This is a genomic window from Pseudomonas sp. SG20056 (assembly GCF_031764535.1).
Lineage (GTDB): Bacteria > Pseudomonadota > Gammaproteobacteria > Pseudomonadales > Pseudomonadaceae > Aquipseudomonas.
On record NZ_CP134499.1, the window covers coordinates 376,533 to 392,010 of the forward strand.

Consider the following 15,478-nt stretch of genomic DNA (forward strand, 5'->3'; position numbering starts at 1 on the left):
TTTTTCTGATTTCTGCTTTATAGCCCTACGGGTTGGAGTTATTACATGGACGTTCGCACGCCATTTTTCCAAAACATTGCCTGTGTCCTGATCGGGGTACTGTTCCTTAACCCGATTGTTTCTACGGCGGCCGAACTGGCGCTGGATGCCCAGGCCGGCAGCAATGCTGCGGTAACCCAGGCCGCCAATGGCGTGTCCATGGTCAATATCGCCACACCCAATGGCAGTGGCCTGTCGCACAACAAATTCACCGACTTCAACGTCAATCAGCAGGGCCTGATTCTCAACAACAGCGCCCAGGCAGTGGTGCAGACGCAGTTGGGCGGTTATGTAATGGGTAACCCCAACCTCACGGGCGGGGCGGCGAACGTCATCCTCAATGAGGTCAACGGCGGCAGCCCCAGTCAGCTCAGGGGCTACACCGAAGTGGCCGGCAAGTCCGCTGCGGTCATCGTTGCCAACCCGCATGGCATCAGCTGCGATGGCTGCGGCTTTATCAATACCCCGCGCGTGACCCTTAGCACCGGCAAACCAGTGGTAGAAGGCGGGCGTCTGGATCGCTTTGATGTCGAGGGCGGGCAGATCAGCATCGAAGGCGATGGCCTCAATGCGCGCAATGTCAGCCAGTTTGACCTGATCACCCGCAGTGCGCAGATCAACGCCGAGCTGCATGCCAACCAACTGAATGTGATTACCGGGCGTAACGATGTTGACGCCGCCAACCTCAGTGCCACCGCCAAAGCCGATGATGGCAGCGCCAAACCGCAACTGGCCATCGACAGCTCAGCGCTGGGGGGCATGTACGCCGGGGCTATTCGCCTGGTCGGTACCGAAGCCGGTGTAGGCGTAAAACTGGCCGGTGATATGGCCGCCAGTGCCGGCGATATTCAGATCGACGCCAATGGTCAGCTGAGCATGGCGCGCACTGCTGCTAGCCGTGACTTGCAGCTCAAGGCCGAGAATATCGAACTGAATGCGGACACCTTCGCTGGGCGCAATGCCGTTGTAGACGCCAGTGGCCAGACGCTGGTCAAAGAAAGCCTGGCAGCCACCCAGCAGCTAACCGTTAACGGTGGCGAACTGCTCAACCAGGGCGTGGTAGAGGCGGGCGTACGTGCCGATGGCAGCCTGAACAACACGGCCACCCTTAGCCTGCAAACCAGCACGGTGAAAAACCACGGCTCCATCACCTCCCACGGCAGCCTGAACAGTGATGTGCAGACCCTGGATAACCGCACCGGCAAGCTGCTCAGCGCCGGTGACGCAACGCTCAACGCGCAGACACTGGACAACCAGGGCGGGCGTATCGTTGCGCAGAAAAACCTCGACCTGAGCGGTAACCAGCTGAACAATCAGGGCGGTGAAGTCCTGGCCCAGCAAGCGATCAAGGTCACGGCGGCCAACCTGGATAACCAGGACGGCACCGTGGCCGGTGATGCGCTTGACCTACAACTCAGCGCGAACCTGAATAACCAGAATGGGCTGGTTGAATCCGCCAGCGATCTGCAACTGGCGGTCAATACCCTGAGCAACAACGGCGGCAAACTGCGCGCCCTGGGTGGCGAGGGCGAAAGCCGGTTTGTTCTGGGTGGCCTGCTCAATAACGATGCCGGCCTGGTTGAGGTTGGCAGTGGTGCATTTGCCCTGAGCAGCGTGGGCTTGAGCAACCTCGGCGGTACTGTGCGCCACACTGGCAATCAGGGCTTTAACCTTGATCTGGGTGACATCGGCCTCGCTGGTGGTAGTTTCAGCACGGCAGGCGAATTGACCCTGCAGGCCGATGCCTGGAGCAACAGCAGCCAGTTGCAGGCCGAGCGCTTAACCTTGGCTATTGGCGAGTTCACTCAGACTGCCAGCGGTAAATTGTTGTCCCGCCAGAGCATCGTGGCGACGGGAGATAACTGGATCAACCACGGCAGTATCGAGACCGACGGCGAGCTTGAACTTGATCTGGCTGGTAGCTACAGCGGTAACGGTTCTCTGTTGAGCCAAGGAGACCTGATTTTCACTGCCGCTAGTGCCAGCATGGGCGCTGCAGCCAAAGTACGCAGTGGTGGCCGGGCGGATTTCAGTCTGGGTTCGAGCTTCGAAAACCGTGGAGTGATCAGTGCGGCAGAGGCGCTGCTGCTGAGTGCAAGCAGCCTCAATAACTTCGGCACATTGGGGGCAGGCGCAGCATTGCTGGTGCAAGCCAACAGCATGCGCAATGAAGGTGGTCTGCTGTTCAGTGGTAGCCAGATGCAGCTACGTGGCGATAGCTTGGTTAATCAGCGCGGTGACCTGTACAGCGTCGGTAACTTCAGTTTTGCTGCCCTTGCACCGAGCGATCAAGCCGCGCGTTTCAGCAACGTATCCGGCACGCTGGAAAGCGAAGCTGATGTCAGCATCCAAGCCAAGTTGATCGAAAACATCCGCGAAAGCCTGGATATCGTCACCCGCAAGGTAGCTGTGCAATTTTATGATCGCGACTGTACCGATTGCAGCGGCGACAAGGAAAACGTGCGTTATCGCCTCCGGGAAATCGAGCGCACCGAAGGGCTCAATGTCAGCCCACAAAGCAGCCTACTTGCGGGCGGCAATCTGCTGCTAAGCAGTGATGACCTGGCCAACCACTCCAGCCTGATTTCAGCCAATGGCAATGTACAGATCGACACCACGCGCTTCGATAACAAGGGCGCGCAGACTGGCGAATACCTGATCACTCGTCGGGCTACTAGTGAGCGTGAGAAGTCGACAGGTTTTATCGTCGATGCCGTCAATGACTTCAATGCGCAGAATTGGCCAAACGCCAGTGCCAACGTTAATGCGCAACTCAACCATATTCTCAGTAAGTATCTGCCCAGCCATACAGGTCCAAGCGTCACGTTTACCCCCGATGCTGTACAGGCCTATGCCGCCATCATTCAGGCCGGTGGTGATGTCCAGATCAACGCCCCTGAGCAGCTAAACAGTGGCGTCATTCGCCCCTCATTTAGCTATGTCGCGGGCGGTAGCCGTGACCCAGGCACCAGTGCGCCTGGTACCTCGATCGCTACCGTCGTTACCCTCAATACGCAGCTGCCGCCTGATCTTGCTCAGCAGGCCGTTGACCCTTTGGCTTTGCCGGGCTTTAACCTGCCGCAAGGGCAGAATGGTCTGTTCCAGATCAACACTCAGGTGGGCCATCGCTACCTGATCGAGACCAACCCAGTCTTCGCCAGCCTGAAGAATTTTCTCAATTCCGATTACATGCTGGGCAACCTGGGCTACGACCCGCAGACCGCCCAGAAGCGTCTGGGTGATGGCTTTTACGAGCAGCGCCTGATTCGTGAAGCCGTGGTTGCTCGTACCGGTCAGCGCTACCTGGCCGGCCTGGACAGTGACGAGGCGCAGTTCCGTTACCTGATGGACAATGCCATCGCCAGTAAAGAGGCCCTTAATCTCAGCCTGGGCGTTAGCCTGACTGCCGAGCAAGTGGCGGCACTGACCCACGATCTGGTGTGGATGGAAGAGCGCGAAGTGGCCGGGCAGAAAGTGCTGGTGCCGGTACTTTATCTGGCACAAGCCGAAGGCCGTTTGGCGCCCAATGGTGCCCTTATCCAAGGGCGCGATGTTGCGTTGATCTCCGGCGGCAACCTCACTAACCAGGGCGCCCTACGCGCCAGCAACAACCTCAGCGTCACGGCCAGCACTATCAGCAACAGCGGATTGATGCAGGCCAGCGAGCGCCTGTCGCTGCTGGCTACCGATAGCATTCGCAACGCCCAGGGTGGGATTATCGCGGGTAAGGATGTCACGGCGATTGCCCTGACTGGCGATATCGTCAACGAGCGTACCGTCACCCGTCACGAATCAGGCAAGCGCGGCTATCAGCACCAGCAGGACTTCGTTGACAGCGCCGCGCGTATCGAAGCCAGTGGCGAGCTGAGCCTGAGCGCCGGTCGCGATATCCAGAATATCGGCAGTGCGCTCAAGAGCGGTGGCGATATGCAGCTGGATGCCGGGCGTGATCTGGTGATTGCTTCGGCGCAGGAGCACGACCTGACCACCCGCAAAGACCGCAAAGGCAATAGCCGCCGCGAGCAGATCACCCAGTACGGCAGTGAAGTCGAAGCTGGAGGCAATATTGAGCTGAGTGCCGAGCGCGACCTGGCAGTGATCGCCAGCCGTGTAAGCGCTGGAGAAGACCTGGTCGCAGCCGCAGGCGGTGATGTACTGATTGCTGCGGCCGCCAATGAAGACCACGACGAGTCGCACCGCAAAAGCGGCGGCAAGAAGGTCGACAAGGTAGAAAGTCATGTTAGTCAGCAAGCCGCCGAGTTGACCGCAGGTGGCAATTTGAAGGTACTGGCGGGTAACGATCTGACGGCGGTGGCCAGCAAACTCAAAGCGGGTGACGAAGCCTACCTGTATGCCGGCAACCAGCTGTCACTGCTGGCCGCGCAAAACAGCGACTACTCGTTGTACGACATGAGCAAAAAAGGTGGCTGGGGTAGTAAGGCCACCCAGCGCGACGAAGTGACCACGATCCGCAATGTTGGCACCAGCATTACTGCGGGTGGTGATTTGACCCTGGTTAGCGAAGGCGACCAACTTTATCAGCGTGCCCGCCTGGAAAGCGGTAATGACCTGACCCTGGACAGCGGTGGCAGCATCACCTTTGAGGCGGTGAAGGATCTGGATCAGGAGAGTCATGAGAAGAGCAAAAACAGCTGGGCTTGGACGTCTGCCGAGGGTAAGGGCACGACCGATGAGACCTTGCTGCAAAGCCAGTTGATCGCGAAGGGGGAGCTCGTTATCCAGGCCGTTGATGGCTTGAATATCGATATCAAGCAGGTCAATAAACAGAGCATTGACCAGACTATTAATGCGATGGTTGCCGCTGATCCGGAGCTGGCTTGGTTGACGGAGATGGAGCAGCGCGGTGATGTGGACTGGCGCCAGGTGAAGGAGGTGCATGATTCCTTCAAGTACAGCCATTCGGGATTGGGCGGCGCGGCGATGATCATCATTGCGATCATCGTGACGTACCTGACGGCGGGGGCTGCAAGCGGCGCGATAGGTTCTATGGCGGGTGCCGGGGCAGGCAGTGGCTCGGCCATGGCGGCTGCCGGCTCTTCGGCTATGGTCAGTGCGGGTACTGCTGTAGGTACCGCCAGTGCTGGTTGGGCCAACGTCGCTTTAACCGCCGTTGCCACTTCGGCAGCCAGCAATGCGGCTATTAGCACCATCAACAACCGGGGTAACTTGGGTGCGGTGGTCAAGGATGTGACCTCCAGCGACAACCTCAAAGGCTACGCCACCTCGGCCATAACCGCAGGCGTTACCGCTGGCGTGCTGGACAGTGCCTTTGGCGTAACCGGCGACAACGTCAACAAGGTCACCAAGGGCTTCGACCTGAGCAAGCCCAGTGAACTGGCCAAATTTGGTACTTACCTTGGTGCACAGGGCGCGGTTCATGCGGTGACCCAGACCGCCGTTCAAGGCGGCAGCCTTGGCGATAACCTGCAAAGCGCGCTGACCGGCCAGGTGCAGCACCTACTGCAGGCTGGTGTTTTCAATGCGGTGGGTGATTTTGCCGGCGGCAGGTGGGTGGAAGGCGTCGACTGGGCGGACGGCAGCCCGGAAAAGATCGCCCTGCATGCTGTGGTGGGTGGGTTGCTCAGCGAAGCGACCGGTGGTGACTTCAAGACCGGCGCATTGACTGCTGGTGCCAACGAGTTGCTGATCGAACAACTGTCGGGTGTGATCAAGGGCGACAAAGGTCTGGAACTGGTAGTCTCGCAAATCATCGGTGTAGCGGCGGCCACGGCGACCGGTGGCGACCCGGCCAAGGCGGCGGAGCTGGCGAAGAATGCGACGGCGTATAACAGGCAGTTGCATCCAGATGAAGTCAAGCTGATCCGCAAACAGGCTGATGATCTGGCCAAAGAAGCCGGGATTAGCCCAGCCGAAGCAGAGCGCCGCCTTGCAGAAGCAATGGCCTTCTATGTGGATAAAGACTGGCAGGAAAAGATATCTTCCAGTGGAGTCGTCTTTGATGAGGCAACTCTGAAGCATCTGGGTATGGCGCTAGCACCGCTTGCCACTCGATACGCACCACAGGATCGAGGCGATGTGCCGGTCCAAGTGGAGGGTAAAACCTACAGTGCGACAGAAACGCTTAAGCTTTTGCAGAATTACCAGCTGCATCATGCGGATTTCTATTTGTCGCTGGTCAATGCGGAGTATCTGCTAACGGCTGATCGCGAAGGTTGGGAGCAGAAGGAGTTCTATGAGCGTAACCTTAACTATCGGCAATGGAACGGGCTCGCTGATCTATCTGGTGCGCTGGAAGGCACTGGTGCCGCAGTTGGCAATGCAGTGCAGAATACTTATGAGCTAGGCCGTGATGTTGTAACCAGTCCAATATCGACCAGTGAGCGAATTGTCTTGGGACTACTGCAAAGCGCTGCCAATCCTCAAGAAGTATGGACGGCATTCAGCCAGGCAAAAGCCGATGCAGAGGCCCAGAGCTATCTATACCGTTTGCAGGGCAATCCCGAGGCAGCAGCACGGGTCGAGATGACATGGTCGACCGAGTTTGCTTTGAGTTTTGCCGCCACTAGTCGAGCAGGACAGATTGGTAAGGTCGATACAGGTCCCAAACCCGTAGAAACTACGAAGCCAGATACCTTTCCGAAACCGGAAAACTGGAAACCGTCGCCGCCTGAAAAAGTCAGCAGCATTGAAGAGCTTTTCGGGCAAACGCTTGAAAGTATCAAACTGTCACACCTTCCCAATTGGAAGACCGGCTCGCTCAAAAACGACGGCGAGCTGGGTGAGCAACTGGCCTTGCAAACACTCAACGAGAAAACCGGCCTCAATTTCAAACCTCTTCAAAACGGTAGCAACCACGGTTGCGATGGCTGCGCGGTGGCGATCAATGGCGATACGATTACCGTAGTTGTGATGGATGCGAAGTCCTCGGTGAATGGGGTGGGTGGGGCAAAAGCTCCTCTGGGGGATCCGGGGACGCGATTGGAAGGGTGGCTGCGTAATAAATCAATTGCCGACTCTGATCCTGCTTTACGGGATGCTTTGCAAGCGGCGTTGGATTCAGGAAAAGCCAAGGTTCAAGGTGTAACAGTCAAAGTCGGTGTTCCCGCCCCCGGCAAAACAGGTGTAGCAGAATTTAAGGTGGAACCATGGGTCAAGAAGTAATTCAGTGCGAGCGTTCGGGCGTAAACCCGAAATGGCCCTCCTACAAAAGTGTGCTGGGGCGTATAGCCAAGGGGCCACACGTCTCAGATGAATACGAATTGAATGGCATCCGTGAATATGTTGAGCGCGGAGATGCATTTGCGAAGCCATCAATGCCTGTGCCGAATAGTGACAACGTTACGCGTAGTAGCTCCGAATGGATGGCCGTCACACGAGCCCACAAAGTATTGGCAACCGCCCCCGATAATCCGCAATGGCTTCTGGAATTGGCCCATTGGCTGCGCTACTACCAAGTAGGAATTTGGCAGTTGTTCTTCTGGGCGGGCCAGTTCGACATTATTGCCAAAGCGGCAGGCAATGATCGACGCCGCCAAAACTACAGCATCCAAACCGCCACCAATATGATGGCGGCCATGGCGATCTTGGGCTGGAAGGATGCCGTCATCCACCAAGGCTATCTCACCCATGCGGCGCTCAACCGTGGGCATCAGTTGGTGCTTGAGTACGAAGATCAGCACCGCCGCGCCCAAGCCTTTATGCTGCGCGTGTTTGCCGACTGGGTGGGCGATGTCTCGCATCAATGGACGGCCTACGCCTACGATGAACCCATCTACGAAGCCTTGCTGGCCAACTGGCGCACCCCCAACCCCAACGACCTGATGCCCTGCCTGCTGGCCGCGTGTGACCGCCACACGTGGCAAACCGGCAAAGAGAGCCAGAAAAACTCCTATGACTTCAACCAGGACTGGCACTTGGAGCGCGTGCCGGTGGAAATCCTCTACATCCTGCGGCTGCGACAGTGGGAGGGTTTAGCCAATCCGCAGAAGATCGATCACCCGCTGATGGCTGCGCCGTTTGACCAATTGCCGTCCGAGCAGCCAATGCCTGAGTTAGATGCGTTGATGCAAGGTGTGCTTAAGCGCGCACGGGAAGACTGGCCGCAATATGACCAAGTGCTGTCGCTGGCAGCATTGAAGAGCTGAAGAAAAAGGGCGGTTGTAGGAACTGAGCACAACACGGTTACAAGTGCGGAGCTAATGGGGCGGAGTGAATAAACCTTGATCAGCTAATTGGGTTGTTGAATAAGAGAAAAGGAGAAAGATTTATTTTCCACCTGAAGTCGACTGCAATGCAGTTGGGGTGCTCAATAAGATATTTAAACTCTGGTCAGTCGGTGGTTAAAAATAAATTATTCCGACCCCTTTAACTTTAGCCCTATTGTTAATCGCTATTTTTTGTTGGCTTCTTAAGTCAAGGATCGTGTTGAGTGTTTATGAAAAAATTAGCTGCTTTGGTTTTGGCTTTTGGTCTGCAAGGGTGTGTCAAAGACATACCGCCGATGACTGATACGTCTAATGCGGCCAAGATTGTTTATACGAAAATATCTTTTGCTCCAGGTGAAAGACAATCGTTGTGGGTTTTTGATAACGCTCGATTTGAAAAAAGCGCAGGCATGGGGCGGCTAATAGAACATGGGAATTTTGCGAGGCAGTCGGCGTCGGTATATGTTCCGGCAGGCGCACGAAAGTATTTTAAAGCCACTTATCTTCTTGCGCTGTCGGCGGCATACGGCGGCTATCCTTCAGTTTCTCAATGCTCTGCAGGCATCAGTTTTATCCCTGAGGTTAATAGAAAAAAAGGGGACAGATTTATTTTCTCTGATCGTAGCTAGTCTAAAAGCTCCACGGATGGAGGGTTACTTATGCCTAGGATGGGCCGAGTCGTTTTACCGAACTACCCGCATCATGTTGTGCAGCGTGGTCATAACCGGCAGGTGGTATTTGCCGTTGCCGAAAATTATCAGCGCTATCTCGCCGACCTTCGCGAACTCAAAGATGTATTTGGCGTAAAGGTTTACGCCTACTGCTTGATGACCAATCATGTTCATCTGTTGCTGGCACCTGGTGAATCGGTCGCTGGGCTGGGGCAGTTGATGAAGGCGCTGGCGGCGCGTGCGACGCGATATCGCAATCGACTGGAGGGGCGCTCCGGCACCCTGTGGGAAAGTCGTTACAAGTCCAGCGTGGTGCAGTCGGATGCCTACCTGCTGGCCTGTTGCCGTTACATCGAGTTGAACCCGGTACGTGCGCGTATGGTGGTCGATGCGGCGGATTATCCTTGGTCAAGCTATCGAGTTCGGTTAGGTGATGTGCCAGATAGTCATTGGTTGGATGCTGATCCTTGCTTTGTTGCTTTGTTGCTTTGTTGCTTTGTTGCTTTGTTGCTTTAGGTGATACCGCCATTGAGCGGCGTCATCGGTATGAGGCGTTTATACGCCAAGCGATTCCCGCTAATGAGCTCATATTGATCCGCGCTGCTTTACAGCGTGGCCAGTTGACTGGGACGAGCCGTTTCGTGGACGAAGTAGAGCGAATTGTTGGCTTACGGATAGAAGAGCGAGGGCGGGGGCGACCAAGGAGCCATCCGGTACAATGAAACAGTCCCTTTTCAGGCCAACTTTTAAGTCTGAATTTTAAATATAACTCGAGGTTGTTTATGTTAGTGCGTTTTCTACTGGTCGCTGTGCTGGTTTCGTTAGTCGGTTGCTCTACGGTTAAACCAAAAGAGTTGGCTGGCGCTGATGCGGGTCAGCTTCAGGGCAAGACATTGGGCTATTCGCGCTATAGCGAGTTGCCAGATTTTATTGCACAAACACCGGTTAATGTGCAGTTTGGTTTGTTGGGTGTGGCGACAGCGATATCCAATGGCAACAGCATGATTCGTGATAACAAGATTGAAGATCCTGCGTTGAATATGGCCAAGCAGCTAGCGGATGAACTGGCTGCTGCACAAAAAATGACGGTGGCTCATGCCGCTGCTGCAGTTGAGTCTGCTGACCTAGATAAGGTCATCGCAGCATATCCGCAGGCTGACTATATTCTGGATATGCGTACCAGTGGGTGGAGCAGCATTTACTACGTATCCGATTTTAATAACTACAAAGTGGCTTACAGCGTGCACGCGCGGTTGATAGATCGCAAGGCGAAAACGGTGCTGGCTGAGAAGGCCTGTTCGTATACACCGATCTATGAAGACACCAACAAAGCGCCGTCTTATCGTGAGCTTAAGCAAGGTACTGGGCTTCGCTCTCAGCTGTCTCAGTCGGTTGATTACTGCTTGGCTGATGTCCGTAAAATTATGGGTTTGGATTTGCCAGCAGCACTCGCTAAAACTCCGTAGTAAGTAAGCTAATTATTAGTTCAGTGTGCGTGGCAGGCCATTTAATAATGGCTCGTTGCGGCCTGTGTTTTTCATTGGTTTGAGGTCTTATATGCTTTCTCGTTTTTTGTTTATTTCTCTGGCCGCTGCATGCCTTGCGGGTTGTGCTTTCGGTAGTAAAGTCGATTATTCCCAGATATATCCGCAAGTAGGCGCTAAGCCGGCCAAGATTATTGAGGTGGCAGTAGTAGATGAGCGGGCTTACGTCTTGAATGGCAGCAAGACCGCCAACTATGTAGGGCTGATTCGCGGCAGCTATTACATTCCCTATGACGTTAAGACCCGTAGCGGTGAGTCCCTAGCGCAGGATCTGCAGCAATCCATCATCGGTGGGATCAAGCAGGCTGGTGGCACAGCTGAGGCTGTGGCCTCACCAAGTGCACAGGCTTCCAGTACTGGCCGACAGCTGCTGACTGTGCGAATCAAAGAGTGGAAGAGCGAAGCTTTTATGGGAACGGTGCTGACCTACGTTCTGGCAGTCGATGTGTACGATGAGGCTGGCCAGCGTCTGGCGTCGTCGCCTGTTTCAGGCTCAGAGGGTGTCGGCGACTATACGGTGACGGGAAAGTCCATCTTGACGCGCCTGCTGGCCGCCGAGAGTGTGGCCTCAGCGCTGTCCGGTTCGGTTGCGGCTGTTGACGTGCCTGCGGCTGAGCTACCTGCTGCTCAGCGTGCGCCGCTACCGTTGTTCGCTCCACGTGGCGTGGGTGACGGTGTTTTCTGACCGGTGTGAAAACAAGCAGTCGTGCCCACGCGTTCACGACTGCGTTCTAGTTATCGATGTTCAATTTTCAATTGCTTGAACGTCGCGCCGCCTGCTTCGGTTTCGTAGCCGCTGTTTTCCAGGGTGTAGATGCCGGCTTTGAAATACAGCTGGTGGCTTTTCCATGCCGTGTTGAGCTTTCCCTGCCAGCGTTTGATCGCTCCGCCGGGCTCTATCAAGCCGATGGTCAGGGTGCCGTTTTTGGCCAGGTGCACTTCGTAGCTGAAGTCCTGGTTCAGCCTGACCTTGCTGGAAAGTGCGATCTTTTGTGAGTCGCTATCGGTGGGTTTGCCGCGAAAGGCGATCACCACATTGCCGTAGCCTGTTTGCGGCACATATTGGTAGCCCAGCATCAGGGGGGCGCAGAGCTCTGTTTGGTGTGTATCTGGGAGAAGGCGACCAGGCCGGTTGAGGGCACCTGGGTAATCCTGGCTGTGGCGCTGAGAATGTTGGTGGCGGTGGTGTAGGTCCAGTTACGCAACGTGCCATTGGCGAAGGTTTCGCGCATTTCGCTACGCGGGAACTCAGAGTTGGGCGTGGTCGTGCCGTTGACCGGCGCCCAGAAGCTGATCGTGCCGTCTTTCGATTGGAAGTAGTGATCCTGATAACCGCCAGCCAGCGCGGGTGTCTCAATAGTGGTCGCAGGCACGCCGACAGGGATGGTCAGGTTCCAGGTGGTGAGGTCGATCATGGTGGCTACTCCGATGGCAGAACGGCAGTCGGGGCACCTGGCATTTCCAATTACATACAGCTCCATTAGCGACGTTTGTCGCGATACCTGTCGGGTGCTTGGGCCGAGAGTATCGAGGTGTTGATCGCTCGGTAATTACCGCTCGCCATTGTTTTGTCGCCGTATTTTTGGCGGATTTTTGAGGGGCTCGTTGCGAAATCTATCTACCAGCTGTTGCGTAACGGTTTTCCCGTTTCACGCTGTGATGGGCTGTGCGATGCACTGGGTTTGTATCGGTGAGGGCATATTGCAAGGATGTGCGCGAGGTCTCGAACTGATAGCCGTTACACGTCTTTTGTCAGCCAAACGTTCCCATGCGAAACCCAATAGGCATCGGTATGCATCGTCGGGCTTCCTTCGCTTTTCTCCTCCGCTGAGGCTTTCTGCCGCGCAATACGCGATTGCTACAAAGCCAAACAAATCTGCCACTTTCTTCTTTTGCAATTCACTGCGGTGCATTTACTAAACGTTGCGGCACGTTTTTTTTACAAATATTTCAACCTAACTATTAGCGCAAATAGTTTTAGTTATACCTCGTCTTATTTCTTGCTAGTTAACTTCTGTTGTCTACTCTCCCGGTGCCTGTGTTGTGTTTGGAGATACGAGCGCTGCATAAGTTTTCATGTGTGCCTGCGTGCGTAGTTGGATGCATGGGTGTGGTGGTTTTTCTGGGGTGACATTGGGCTATTACCATCGAGGGATAAGGTGATGAAGGGGCGCACTTGTATAGCTTCTAACTTTGTAATTTTTTCCTGCTTGGGCTTGGGCGCAATAAATAATACAGGCGTTATTGCCAGTGAAATAAATCACCCGGCCTTTAATTATTCAGCGCAAGAGATACAGCGCTTGCTGCCAGCGAGCGGCGATGTGCTTTTTAGCAACGAGCTGTTTCTGTATGGGCGAGATGCCGAGGCGTTTGACCTTGCTGGTTATCTCGCGGTGCATGCGCCTCTGCTACGTGACAAGCAGGAGCTGATCGCCCACTGGAGTGGTTACTACAGTATCAATCCCAAGGTCGTACTGGCGCTTATGGAGCTCAAGAGCGGGCTGATGTCTGCGCCCAGTCAGGAGAAGTTGCAGGCACCTTTTGCAGAGTTGTCCAAAGCGAGTGGTTTTACCGGGCAGTTGCGCGATGTCTTGCAGCAGCTATCGCAACGGTTCTACGGCTTTGAGGCTTACCAGCGTAGGCAGGTACGCGCTGGCACTCAGCGATCAAGCGAGGATGCGGGGGCGCTGAATGGCGCCAGTGCAGCGCTGTTAGGGGGGCTGCAGGACGCCAATAGTGAGCCTGTGGTGCTCAAGAAAACGCCGTCGCTGCAGGCCTTTACGCAACAGTTTGCCCAGCTGTTTAGTACGCCTCCTGAACAGTTACGCAACGCTGAATCGAGTCGAGAAATGGCGCTAGCGGCTAATGCTCTGCCGCCGACCAACATGCTGCAATTACCCTGGTATCAGGGTTATTCCTGGAAATCAAACGGCGCACATTCCCACACCGGGTCGGGTTCGCCGTACTCGTCTATCGACGTGTCCTATGACTGGCCGGGATGGGGTGCGTCGACTTACAGCGTGGCGGCTGCGCATGGTGGCCGCGTCAGCGTATTGTCCCGTTGTCAGGTAAGGGTAACCAATGACAATGGTTGGGCGACCAATTATTACCATATGGATAATATTCGGGTGAGTAATGGAGAAACCATCACGGCTAATACAAAACTAGGAAACTATGCCAGTAACCGCAATACCGCACTTTGCGAAGGTGGCAGTTCAACGGGGCCGCACTTGCATTTTTCACTTTTATACAACGGTCGCTATGTTTCATTGCAGGGCGTGAATTTAGGTGCAATGCGTATTTCAGTGGGCGCCTACAATTACGATGATCAATGCAATCGTTTCAACTTCTACAACTTAAACACGCAGCGCTACCAGTGTGCGTGGAGTGCTCTGTATAACGCTGGGCCGCTGAATTAGCCGTATTGGGCGGCATGCCTTTAGGCGGCAGCCAAGAATTAAGGGAAGCGTGATTGGAAAGCCCCCGCCAACATAAGGTGGCGGGGGCTTTTTATGGGTTGTGATTTTATGTTTGCGATGGCTTAGATCCCGCTTTTGACCTTGCTCCAGATGCGCGTGCGTACGCGGTCGATCTTCAGGGGCATGGCTTCCAGGGCGTAGAGGTTGGCCATCGCGTCCTGCGGCGGGTAGACCGTGGCATCGGCTTTCAGCTTGGGGTCGACCAGGCTGTCGGCGGCGCTGTTGCCGTTAGCGTATTGCACGTGGTTGGTGATCTGCGCGATCACCTGGGGTTGCAGCAGGTAGTTCATGAATGCGTAGGCGGCCTGCTCGTTGTTGCTGTCGGCGGGCATGGTGACCATGTCGAACCAGATCGGCGTGCCTTCCTTGGGGATCACGTAGTTGATGCTGATGCCGTTGTTCGCCTCAGTGGCGCGGTTACCGGCCTGCATGATGTCGCCGGAAAAGCCCACGGCCATGCAGATATCGCCATTGGCCAGGTCGCCGACGTACTTGGACGAATGGAAATAGCGCACGTTCTGGCGCATCTCCAGCAGCAGGGCTTCGGCCTTTTGGTAGTCCTCAAGGTTCTGGCTGTGGTGCGGCAGCCCCAGGTAATGCAGGGCAATCGGTAGCAGCTCCGGGCCGTTGTCGAGAATCGCCACACCGCACTGGCTGAGCTTGGCCAGGTATTCGGGCTTGAAGATCAGGTCCCAGGAGTCGAGCGGCACGTCCTCACCGAGCACTTCACGCACCTTGGCCACGTTGTAGCCGATGCCGGTGCTGCCCCACAGGTAGGGAAAGCCGTACTGGTTGCCGGGGTCGTTGGTTTCCAGGGCTTTCATCAGGATCGGGTTGAGGTTGTTCCAGCCGGGCAGGCGGTTTTTGTCGAGTTTCTTCAGTGCGCCGCCCTGAATCTGCCGGGCCATGTAGTGGTTGGACGGGAACACCACGTCATAGCCCGAGCGCCCTGCCATCAGTTTGGCGTCGAGGGTTTCATTGCTGTCGTACACATCGTAGTGGCTGCTGATGCCACTGCTTTGCTCGAATTGCTTGAGGGTGTCGGGGGCGATGTAGTCCGTCCAGTTGTAGATGCGCACGGTTTCCGCGGCCTGGCTGATGCTGCTGAGCAGCAGCAGGGGAAGCAGTTTTTTCAGCATGGGAATACCTCATCGTTTTTATCGGTGTTGTCGAAGCGGCAGTTGAATGGGGTGGAGCAGGGCCTGCGCTGGGCCCGGTTACTTGAGGAGAACGAAGCTCTTGCGCACGGTTTCCGTGATGTCCCACACGCCGAAGGTGTTGGCTGGCAGCAACAGGGCGTCGCCAGCTTGGATCTGCATGGGCTCGCCGCCATCCGGGGTGAAGGTGCAGCGCCCGGCGATAAAGTGGCAAAACTCCTGCTGGGCGATCTGCCGGCGCCAACGCCCGGGTGTGCATTCCCAGATACCGGCGGCGACGCCGTCCGCATGCTCGATTCCCTGGCTGCTGGTGATCGCCACGGGCTCGCCGAGCGGCACGGCCACCGGCGTGGCATCGCTCAGGGGCAGGTGGGCGGTGTTCTTGAAGTGTTCGATGCTCAT

At 55.8% G+C, this 15,478-nt stretch carries 10 protein-coding genes and 1 pseudogene; 7 read left to right on the plus strand and 4 right to left on the minus strand.

Going from position 1 to position 15,478, the window contains the following annotated elements; genetic code table 11:
* Nucleotides 1-45 precede the first annotated feature (45 nt).
* From RHP75_RS01810 to RHP75_RS01835, 6 genes and pseudogenes are all read left to right on the plus strand, one after another.
* A complete protein-coding gene (locus RHP75_RS01810) occupies nt 46-7,182 on the plus strand; it encodes a DUF637 domain-containing protein (RefSeq protein WP_311090205.1) in 7,137 nt (2,378 codons plus the stop codon).
* Between the two features lie 308 nt (nt 7,183-7,490).
* Entirely contained in the window at nt 7,491-8,165 is a 675-nt protein-coding gene (locus RHP75_RS01815; RefSeq protein ID WP_311091848.1) for a hypothetical protein, read from the plus strand.
* A gap of 290 nt (nt 8,166-8,455) precedes the next feature.
* Nucleotides 8,456-8,854: a hypothetical protein gene (locus RHP75_RS01820; protein ID WP_311090206.1), complete on the plus strand. Its 399-nt coding sequence runs from the start codon at nt 8,456-8,458 to the stop codon at nt 8,852-8,854.
* A gap of 30 nt (nt 8,855-8,884) precedes the next feature.
* Nucleotides 8,885-9,618, plus strand: a pseudogene (locus tag RHP75_RS01825) (transposase).
* 60 nt (nt 9,619-9,678) lie between these two features.
* The gene (locus RHP75_RS01830) at nt 9,679-10,362 is read left to right on the plus strand and encodes a hypothetical protein (protein WP_311090207.1); all 684 of its coding nucleotides are present in this window, start codon (nt 9,679-9,681) and stop codon (nt 10,360-10,362) included.
* Nucleotides 10,363-10,453: 91 nt separating this feature from the next.
* Nucleotides 10,454-11,125 (plus strand): hypothetical protein, encoded by a 672-nt coding sequence (locus RHP75_RS01835; protein ID WP_311090208.1) that lies wholly within the window; start codon nt 10,454-10,456, stop codon nt 11,123-11,125.
* Between the two features lie 50 nt (nt 11,126-11,175).
* Here RHP75_RS01835 and RHP75_RS01840 read toward each other — a convergent pair whose 3' ends face one another.
* Nucleotides 11,176-11,475 (minus strand): polysaccharide lyase family 7 protein, encoded by a 300-nt coding sequence (locus RHP75_RS01840; RefSeq protein WP_311090209.1) that lies wholly within the window; start codon nt 11,473-11,475, stop codon nt 11,176-11,178.
* 41 nt (nt 11,476-11,516) lie between these two features.
* Complete coding sequence (locus RHP75_RS01845) at nt 11,517-11,855, minus strand: polysaccharide lyase family 7 protein (RefSeq protein ID WP_311090210.1); 339 nt, start codon at nt 11,853-11,855, stop codon at nt 11,517-11,519.
* Nucleotides 11,856-12,602: 747 nt separating this feature from the next.
* On the opposite strand from RHP75_RS01845, the gene RHP75_RS01850 reads away from it, so the two are divergent.
* Entirely contained in the window at nt 12,603-13,859 is a 1,257-nt protein-coding gene (locus RHP75_RS01850; RefSeq protein ID WP_311090211.1) for a M23 family metallopeptidase, read from the plus strand.
* A gap of 122 nt (nt 13,860-13,981) precedes the next feature.
* On the opposite strand, the gene RHP75_RS01855 is transcribed toward RHP75_RS01850, so the two are convergent.
* Together RHP75_RS01855 and RHP75_RS01860 are read right to left on the minus strand one after the other, a co-directional pair.
* A complete protein-coding gene (locus RHP75_RS01855; protein ID WP_311090212.1) occupies nt 13,982-15,058 on the minus strand; it encodes a polyamine ABC transporter substrate-binding protein in 1,077 nt (358 codons plus the stop codon).
* Between the two features lie 78 nt (nt 15,059-15,136).
* Nucleotides 15,137-15,478 (minus strand): cupin domain-containing protein, encoded by a 342-nt coding sequence (locus RHP75_RS01860; RefSeq protein ID WP_160089725.1) that lies wholly within the window; start codon nt 15,476-15,478, stop codon nt 15,137-15,139.

Bases quoted from the DNA above. Each gene is read 5' to 3' on its own strand.
- RHP75_RS01810 (WP_311090205.1), top strand. From the start codon at position 46: ATGGACGTTCGCACGCCATTTTTCCAAAACATTGCCTGTGTCCTGATC.
- RHP75_RS01820 (WP_311090206.1), top strand. From the start codon at position 8,456: ATGAAAAAATTAGCTGCTTTGGTTTTGGCTTTTGGTCTGCAAGGGTGT.
- RHP75_RS01830 (WP_311090207.1), top strand. From the start codon at position 9,679: ATGTTAGTGCGTTTTCTACTGGTCGCTGTGCTGGTTTCGTTAGTCGGT.
- RHP75_RS01835 (WP_311090208.1), top strand. From the start codon at position 10,454: ATGCTTTCTCGTTTTTTGTTTATTTCTCTGGCCGCTGCATGCCTTGCG.
- RHP75_RS01845 (WP_311090210.1), bottom strand. From the start codon at position 11,855: ATGATCGACCTCACCACCTGGAACCTGACCATCCCTGTCGGCGTGCCT.
- RHP75_RS01850 (WP_311090211.1), top strand. From the start codon at position 12,603: ATGAAGGGGCGCACTTGTATAGCTTCTAACTTTGTAATTTTTTCCTGC.
- RHP75_RS01855 (WP_311090212.1), bottom strand. From the start codon at position 15,058: ATGCTGAAAAAACTGCTTCCCCTGCTGCTGCTCAGCAGCATCAGCCAG.
- RHP75_RS01860 (WP_160089725.1), bottom strand. From the start codon at position 15,478: ATGAGCATCGAACACTTCAAGAACACCGCCCACCTGCCCCTGAGCGAT.